Origin of the sequence: Burkholderia sp. ABCPW 14, from assembly GCF_001523835.1 — a bacterium.
Classification (GTDB): domain Bacteria; phylum Pseudomonadota; class Gammaproteobacteria; order Burkholderiales; family Burkholderiaceae; genus Burkholderia; species Burkholderia mayonis.
This window is the reverse complement of record NZ_LOVS01000014.1, coordinates 1-6550: the sequence shown is the minus strand read 5'-3', so window position 1 is coordinate 6550 and position 6550 is coordinate 1. Positions and strand designations below refer to the sequence as shown.

General features: G+C 60.8%; 5 protein-coding genes. All 5 read left to right on the top strand.

The genetic code is table 11. The features are described from left to right. The first annotated feature begins 62 nt into the window (after window positions 1-62). The 5 genes from WS62_RS02930 to WS62_RS02910 all read left to right on the top strand — a co-directional run bounded on the left by WS62_RS02930 (window position 63) and on the right by WS62_RS02910 (window position 6469). The gene (locus WS62_RS02930; protein ID WP_082720648.1) at window positions 63-2378 is read left to right on the top strand and encodes an RHS repeat domain-containing protein; all 2316 of its coding nucleotides are present in this window, start codon (window positions 63-65) and stop codon (window positions 2376-2378) included. A 61-nt stretch (window positions 2379-2439) separates the two neighbouring features. Beyond that, window positions 2440-2907 (top strand): IS66-like element accessory protein TnpA, encoded by a 468-nt coding sequence (tnpA, locus tag WS62_RS02925; protein ID WP_066567480.1) that lies wholly within the window; start codon window positions 2440-2442, stop codon window positions 2905-2907. After that, window positions 2907-3260, top strand: a complete 354-nt coding sequence (gene tnpB, locus WS62_RS02920) for an IS66 family insertion sequence element accessory protein TnpB (protein ID WP_066567477.1) — start codon at window positions 2907-2909, stop codon at window positions 3258-3260. The genes tnpA and tnpB overlap by 1 nt, the downstream gene beginning before the upstream one ends. A 99-nt stretch (window positions 3261-3359) precedes the next feature. Further along, window positions 3360-4985, top strand: a complete 1626-nt coding sequence (tnpC, locus tag WS62_RS02915) for an IS66 family transposase (protein WP_066567474.1) — start codon at window positions 3360-3362, stop codon at window positions 4983-4985. A gap of 170 nt (window positions 4986-5155) precedes the next feature. After that, on the top strand, window positions 5156-6469 hold the full coding sequence (locus WS62_RS02910) for an RHS repeat protein (RefSeq protein WP_066567472.1): 1314 nt from the start codon (window positions 5156-5158) through the stop codon (window positions 6467-6469). The last annotated feature ends 81 nt before the right edge of the window (window positions 6470-6550 follow it).

Sequence of the window (6550 nt, the reverse complement as noted above, 5' to 3'; positions counted from 1 at the left end):
CTGGCGGATCAGACGCCGGATGAGGCATACTTCGCGACGCTGCCTGCGATCAAATCGGCAGCATGATTGCCTCGGACGTTCCACTTAAAAATCTCAGAAAACTGTCCGAACGAGCGAAGCCACCTCTATTTGTCAAAGGCTTGCATGCCGCGACAGGCGCAGCGGTGCCGTACACCACAGTCGGCTTTACGACCACCAGCACCGATGCCACGGGTGTGGTGGTGGCCGGTCACGGTGCACGCCCTGCGCCCGAAGATAAGGAGGCAGGCCCATCGCTGCCACCGCTTTACGTCATGGCGGGCAGTGATCACGCGGCACCCTGTCCGGACGCTACCTTGTGTCGCGCGCACAGCTTTGTGCGCGACGGTGCCTTTTATCCCGGCAAGAACAACACACCCGATTTCACCGGTGCACATTGGCGCCTGTACGCCCCTTATCAACACCTGCCCGACGCGCATGCGCTCGAAGCCGCGTTGCCGAAGGGGACCACGGCACTGATCGGCCAGGTGCGGCAGATCGATGAAGCGCCGGTCGCCAACGCGGAAGTGAGCATCGGTGACACCACCGTGCGTACCGATGCGGAGGGTGTGTTCGTGCTCTCCAACATCCCGGCCGGTCGCGATGAATTGCTCGTGGACGGTGCACCGGCCAGTCATGGTGAGGTGAAGTACGGACGTTTCATCGTGGGCGCGGATGTGAAGGCGAAGGCCATCAGCCACATGCCGTTCGTGATGTATCTGCCGCGCATTCTGCCGCGCGACGAGATCACGCTGCCCACGCCGACCACGCGCGAAGTGGTGCTGACGCATCCCGACATGCCAGGGCTGGAGCTGCACGTGCCTGCGGGAGCGGTATTCAAGGATCGCAAGGGGCATGTGTTGTCGCATATTGCGTTGGTGCCCACGCCAGTCGATCACGCCCCGTTCCCGCTGCCCGATAACTTCCCGATGTACTTCACCATCCAGCCGGGCGATGCAGTGGTGCAGGGGCTGACGCCGGAAGCGGCCCGGGGCATTCGCGTGGTGTACCCCAACTACGGCAAGGCCAAGGCCAGTGCACCGGCGGATTTTTGGGTGTACAGCGTCAAGGAAGGTTGGCAGATGTATGGGTCAGGGCATGTAACAGCCGATACGAAACACCTGGCGCCCGATCCGGGAGTGACCTTGGCGTGGGCGCTGGGTGCCGGCGCTTCGCAGGGCACGGCCAATCCTCCCACCGAGCAAAAACCAGACAACTGTTCGACAGGCCAGCCTATCGATTTACAAACGGGGATCTTGTTCCACGAATGGAATGACTTTGCCATCCGCGATGTGATGCCGCTGACGTTAACGCGCGCCTACACGTCGGCCGATCCCAATTCACATGCCTTCGGTATCGGTGGCAATGCCAACTTCGGCATCCACTTGTGGAGTGCGGGCAATCTGTGGACCAGCGGCGGCAGCAATAGCAACACCTCGATGTCCGTGGTATTGCCTTGCGGTGAAGGGATTGCCTATAACCAGATAGCCGGCAATGACACTTGGCCGCTGACCGGTGCCGTGTGGGAACACACAGGCACCAAGTCGGCCTTCTATGGCTCCACCATCCAATTTCTGTTGGACAACACGCCGCTCGGCGCGCATTGGCTTCTGACAATGAAGGATGGCACCCAATATGCGTTTACGCGCCATGTGCCCAATTCCCTCTCGTGGATTCAAGATCGCTACGGTAACCAGGTTCAGTTCAACTACAACGGCGGATTGATCCAGCAGATGGTATCGCCCAGCGGGCGCAGCATTACGTTCAATTATGACAGCAGCAATCGCATCACCAGCGCCACCGACAACAGTGGCCGCACGATGGGCTATGCCTACAACAGTGCTGGCTCCTTGGCCACGGTGACTTATCCGGACCAGACGACGGAGCAATATACCTACGACAGCAACAATCGCTTGCTGACCATGCAGGATCGGCGCGGCCATGTGTGGGTGACGAATCAATACGACGCCAACGGCCGTGTCACCAAGCAAACGTATGCGGACAATACGGCCTACCAGTTTGCCTACGCCACGGACAGCAACAACCATGTCAGCGCCACCACGGTGACCGATCCGAACGGTAATCAGGAACAAGTGGCCTTCGATCCCGCGAGTAGCTATCCCTCTAGCATCACCGCGGCTTATGGCACTTCGCTCGCTCAGACCACGACCTTCAACCGTGAGCCCTCCGGCTTGGTCGACAGCGTTACCGATGCCTTGGGGCGTACGACGACCTACACGCATGACGCGCTGGGCAATGTCACCAGTGTCACGCGACTGTCCGGTACGTCTAACGCAGTCACGACGAAGTTCACATATACCAGTGACTACAACCGTAAGCGCGAAATCTCACGCACCTAGCCGACACTGCTGAATGGATCCACGATTGCGTCCGCAACGCACACTTGCGGACGCAACCACGATGACAGCTGACACGATTGACCTTGATTTCCTTCCCTTGAAGGTGACGCACATTTCCCCGAACGGCAAACGGACGTTCGATCCTGATGGGAAACGCCGCCTGGTCGAAGCATGCTTGCAACCCGGCGCGTCGCTATCAGGTCTAGCGCTCAAGGCTGGGGTGAACGCAAACCAACTGCGCAAATGGTGCGAGATGTACCGTAAGGCAGGCGTAGTGGCCGGCTCGGCGCGGACGATCGAAGCCGAACCTTCGGCGTTTGTTCCGGTGGTGACGCTCGCGAGCGCAGCGCCGCAGTCGGCGGCACCTGCGCAGTCGTTGCCGATGCGTCGAGAATCGCCCTCGATGTCGGCGGCGCCGCAAGCGCGCCTGTCGGTACGATTGCCCAACGGCGTCGCGATCGATCTGGAATGCTCGGTGCAGGACGCGCCACTGGTCAAGGCAATGATCGTCGCGTTGGGAGCGGGTTGATGTTCCGCTTCGACAATGACCTGCGGATCTACCTGCATCGCGAGCCGATCGACTTCCGCGCTGGGCTGAACACGCTGGTGACGATGGTCGAGCAGTCGATGCAGCTTGATCCGCTCGCGCGGGCCGTCTTCGGGTTCCACAACCGGAAACGGGATCGCGTGAAGCTGTTGCTCTATGACCGCGCCGGCTTCTGGCTGATGTTGAAACGGCTCGAGGTGGATCGGTTTGCCTGGCCCCGCCGTGAGCAGGCAGTGATCGAGCTCACGGTCGATCAACTCCACCTGCTGCTCGACGGCGTCGACATCGACGCGCTGCGCCGCCATCCCGCCCGACAGTACTGCTTCACGAGTTGAAGCCCGGTGTTGCGGATGTTGTGGGCCAACAACGTCCGTCCTGAGTGTTGCAAATCTCCGTAAACCTGTGCGGCGCCGTGCTTCGCTATCGTGAGGCGCATGACAGCCGATCTCTCCCGATTACCACGGGCCGCCAAGGCCTATATCCACGAACTCGAGGCGCGCGCTGCTGCCGACGCGCAGCGCATTGCCGAACGTGACGCCAGGATCGACGAACTGATCAAGCGCCTTGACGCGCTTGAAGAGCAATATCGTCTCGCGCTGGCTCGACAGTACGCGCCGAAGAGCGAGAAGCGCAAGGATCGCGTGTTCAACGAGGCCGAGGAAGCCACCGAAACGGGGACGACCGACGAGGACTACGGCGATGTGCCTGCGTTGCCAGACACCGGGTTGCCAGAGCTCGATAAGCCCGAAGCCCGCAAGCGGGGTCGCAAGCCGCTGCCTGCGGATCTGCCGCGCGAGCGCATCGAGTACGATCTGCCGGAAGACCAGAAGATCTGTCCGTGCTGCGGCAAGGCCCTGCATCGCATGGGCGAGGACGTCAGCGAGCAACTGCACATGGAGGTTAAGGTGTCGGTGCTGCAGCGCGCGCGTGCCAAATATGCGTGCCGACACTGCGAACGCCACGGCGTGCGCACACCGATCGTGGTCGCGCCGATGCCGGCGCAGCCCCTGCCGGGCAGCCATGCAAGTCCCTCGATGATCGCCGCCGTCACGGCCGGCAAGTACGTCGACGGCACGCCGCTGTATCGCATGGAGGACGTGCTCGCACGCTCGAACATTGCGGTCAGCCGCGGCACGCTGGCGAACTGGATCATCCGTCCGGCCGAGCTGCACTACACGCGAATTTACGATGCGCTCAAGCAGGTTCTGCGCAGTCAATGGTTGATCCACGGCGATGAGACCACGGTCCAGGTGCTCAAGGAAAAGGATCGAAAGGCGCAGGATACGTCGTACATGTGGGTTTACCGGAGCGCTGCGGACAGCGAGCAGCCAGTCGTGCTGTTCGAGTATCAACCGGGGCGCGGCGGGGAGCATCCGCGTGCCTTCCTCGGAGAGTACTCGGGCACGCTGATGACGGATGGCTGGCCTGCCTGGCGCACGATCAAGACGGCGACGCACCTTGGATGCCTAGCCCACGCGAGAAGGCTGTTCACGGACGCGCTCAAAGGGCAGAAGAACAAGCCGAGTCCGCGCATCACGAAAGCCCTCGAGTTCTTCCAGGCGCTGTATCAGGTCGAGGCGCTGGCAAAGCAAACGCTGCCAGAAGGCGAAATGCTGACCGATTACCGGTATCGCCTGCGCCAGCGGCACAGCGTACCGCTGTTGACCGCCTTCAAGGCATGGCTCGATGAGCTGGCCCCGAAGGTACTGCCGCAGAGCCTGCTCGGCGAGGCGATCGGGTACTGCCGCCGGCAATGGCAGTATCTGATTCGCTACGTTGACGACGGTCGTCTGCCGCTTGATAACAACATCATCGAGCGCGACATCAGACCGTTTGCCACTGCGAGAAAATCGTGGTTGTTCAGCGACACGGTCGCCGGCGCGAAGGCGAGCGCGGTGGTCTACAGCTTGATGCTGACATGCCGAGCCTGCGGCGTCGAACCGCACGCCTGGCTGCTGCACGTGCTGACCGAATTGCCGCAGCGCGCCGCAGACGCGGACATCAGCGATCTGCTGCCGTTCAACTATGCGAAGCGGCAAGCCGAGGCGAGCGTGAGCTGACGCACCGAGCTCGCTTCGACCATCGCGTCGACGCGCATTACCGAGACTCCATCGCGAACATCGTCGGTCAACTTCGACCGTCACGATGCGGCTATGCTCGCCCGTCAGTTGAAAATGATTCTCCATTCGGTGTGCTTAAAATACCGCTTACCTACAACCAGCCCGCATCAGTGACCGATCCACTCGGCCACACCACCAGCTTCAGCTATACCAGCGGCTGCCTGACACGGATCACCGATCCGCTGGGCCATAGCACCGCCATCCAGTGCAATGCCGCCGGCCAACCCACTGCGGTGCAGGATGCCTTAAGCAATACCCTGAGCTTTGCTTACCAGGGGTACGACCTGCAAAGCATCACCGATCCGCTCAGTCGTATCACCAACTATGTGGTCGATACGCTAGGCCGGCGTATCGCCACGCGCGATGCACTGGGCAATGTCACGCTCATCCAATACGACACCAACGACCGTGTGGTGTCAGCGACCGATGCGCTCAACCAGACCACCACCTTCAACTACGACGGCAACGGCAACCTGCTAAGCGTGGCATTGCCCAACAAAGGCGTGATCAACTACACCTACAACAATCGCAACCACCTGATTACCCGCACCGATGCGATGAACCAGGGCGAGTCGTGGACCTATAACGGCATGGGTCAGGTGCTTACCCATACCGATCGCAAAGGGCAAGTGACCGACGTCAGCTACGATGCGCTCAACCGGCGCAGCCTGGTGTCCTACGCGGACGGCTCCGGCATTCAGGCCAATTACGATGCCGGCAACCGACTGACGAGCCTGATCGACTCGACGAGCGGCACGTTGAGCTGGGGTTACGATGGACTTGATCGCGTGACGAGCACCAATAGCCCGCAAGGTAGTGTCAGCTACACATACGATGCGGCCGGTCGTCGCACCAGCATGACCGCAGCCGCTCAGGCGACAGCCAATTACACCTTCGACAATGCGAACCGCCTCACGGCGATCACGCAAGGCAGCGAGACGGTGCAGCTGGCGTACGATGCCGACAACCGCCGTACCACGCTCACGTTGCCTAATGGCATCACGGTTAACTATGGCTATGACAACGCGAGTGAGCTGACGGGACTGACTTACACGCAGAGCAATGGCAGTGCGCTAGGTGATCTGGCCTATGGCTACGACGCCGATGGGCGGATCATCAACAAGAGCGGTACCTTAGCGACCGATATGCTGCCGACCGCCACCACGCAGCCGGCGACGTTCGACCTCAACGACCGAAAGACGAGCTTCAATGGTCAGTCGCTGATGTACGACGCGAATGGCAATCTGACCAGCGATGGCACCAACACCTACTCGTGGAATGCGAGGAATCAGCTTACGCAGATCGCACAAGGCAGTACCGTCGAGATGAGCTTTGCCTACGATGCGATGGGAAGGCGCATTAGCAAAACAGTCAACGGTGTCGATGGCGGTCAAAATCCGCGCTTTTCCGGCGGCGTCACGTAACGGCGGCATGACACAAGTTTCAAAATCGACGTTGCAGGAGCGACGAACCTGTCGGAAGCGGGATATTGACGCGGGGCGCGA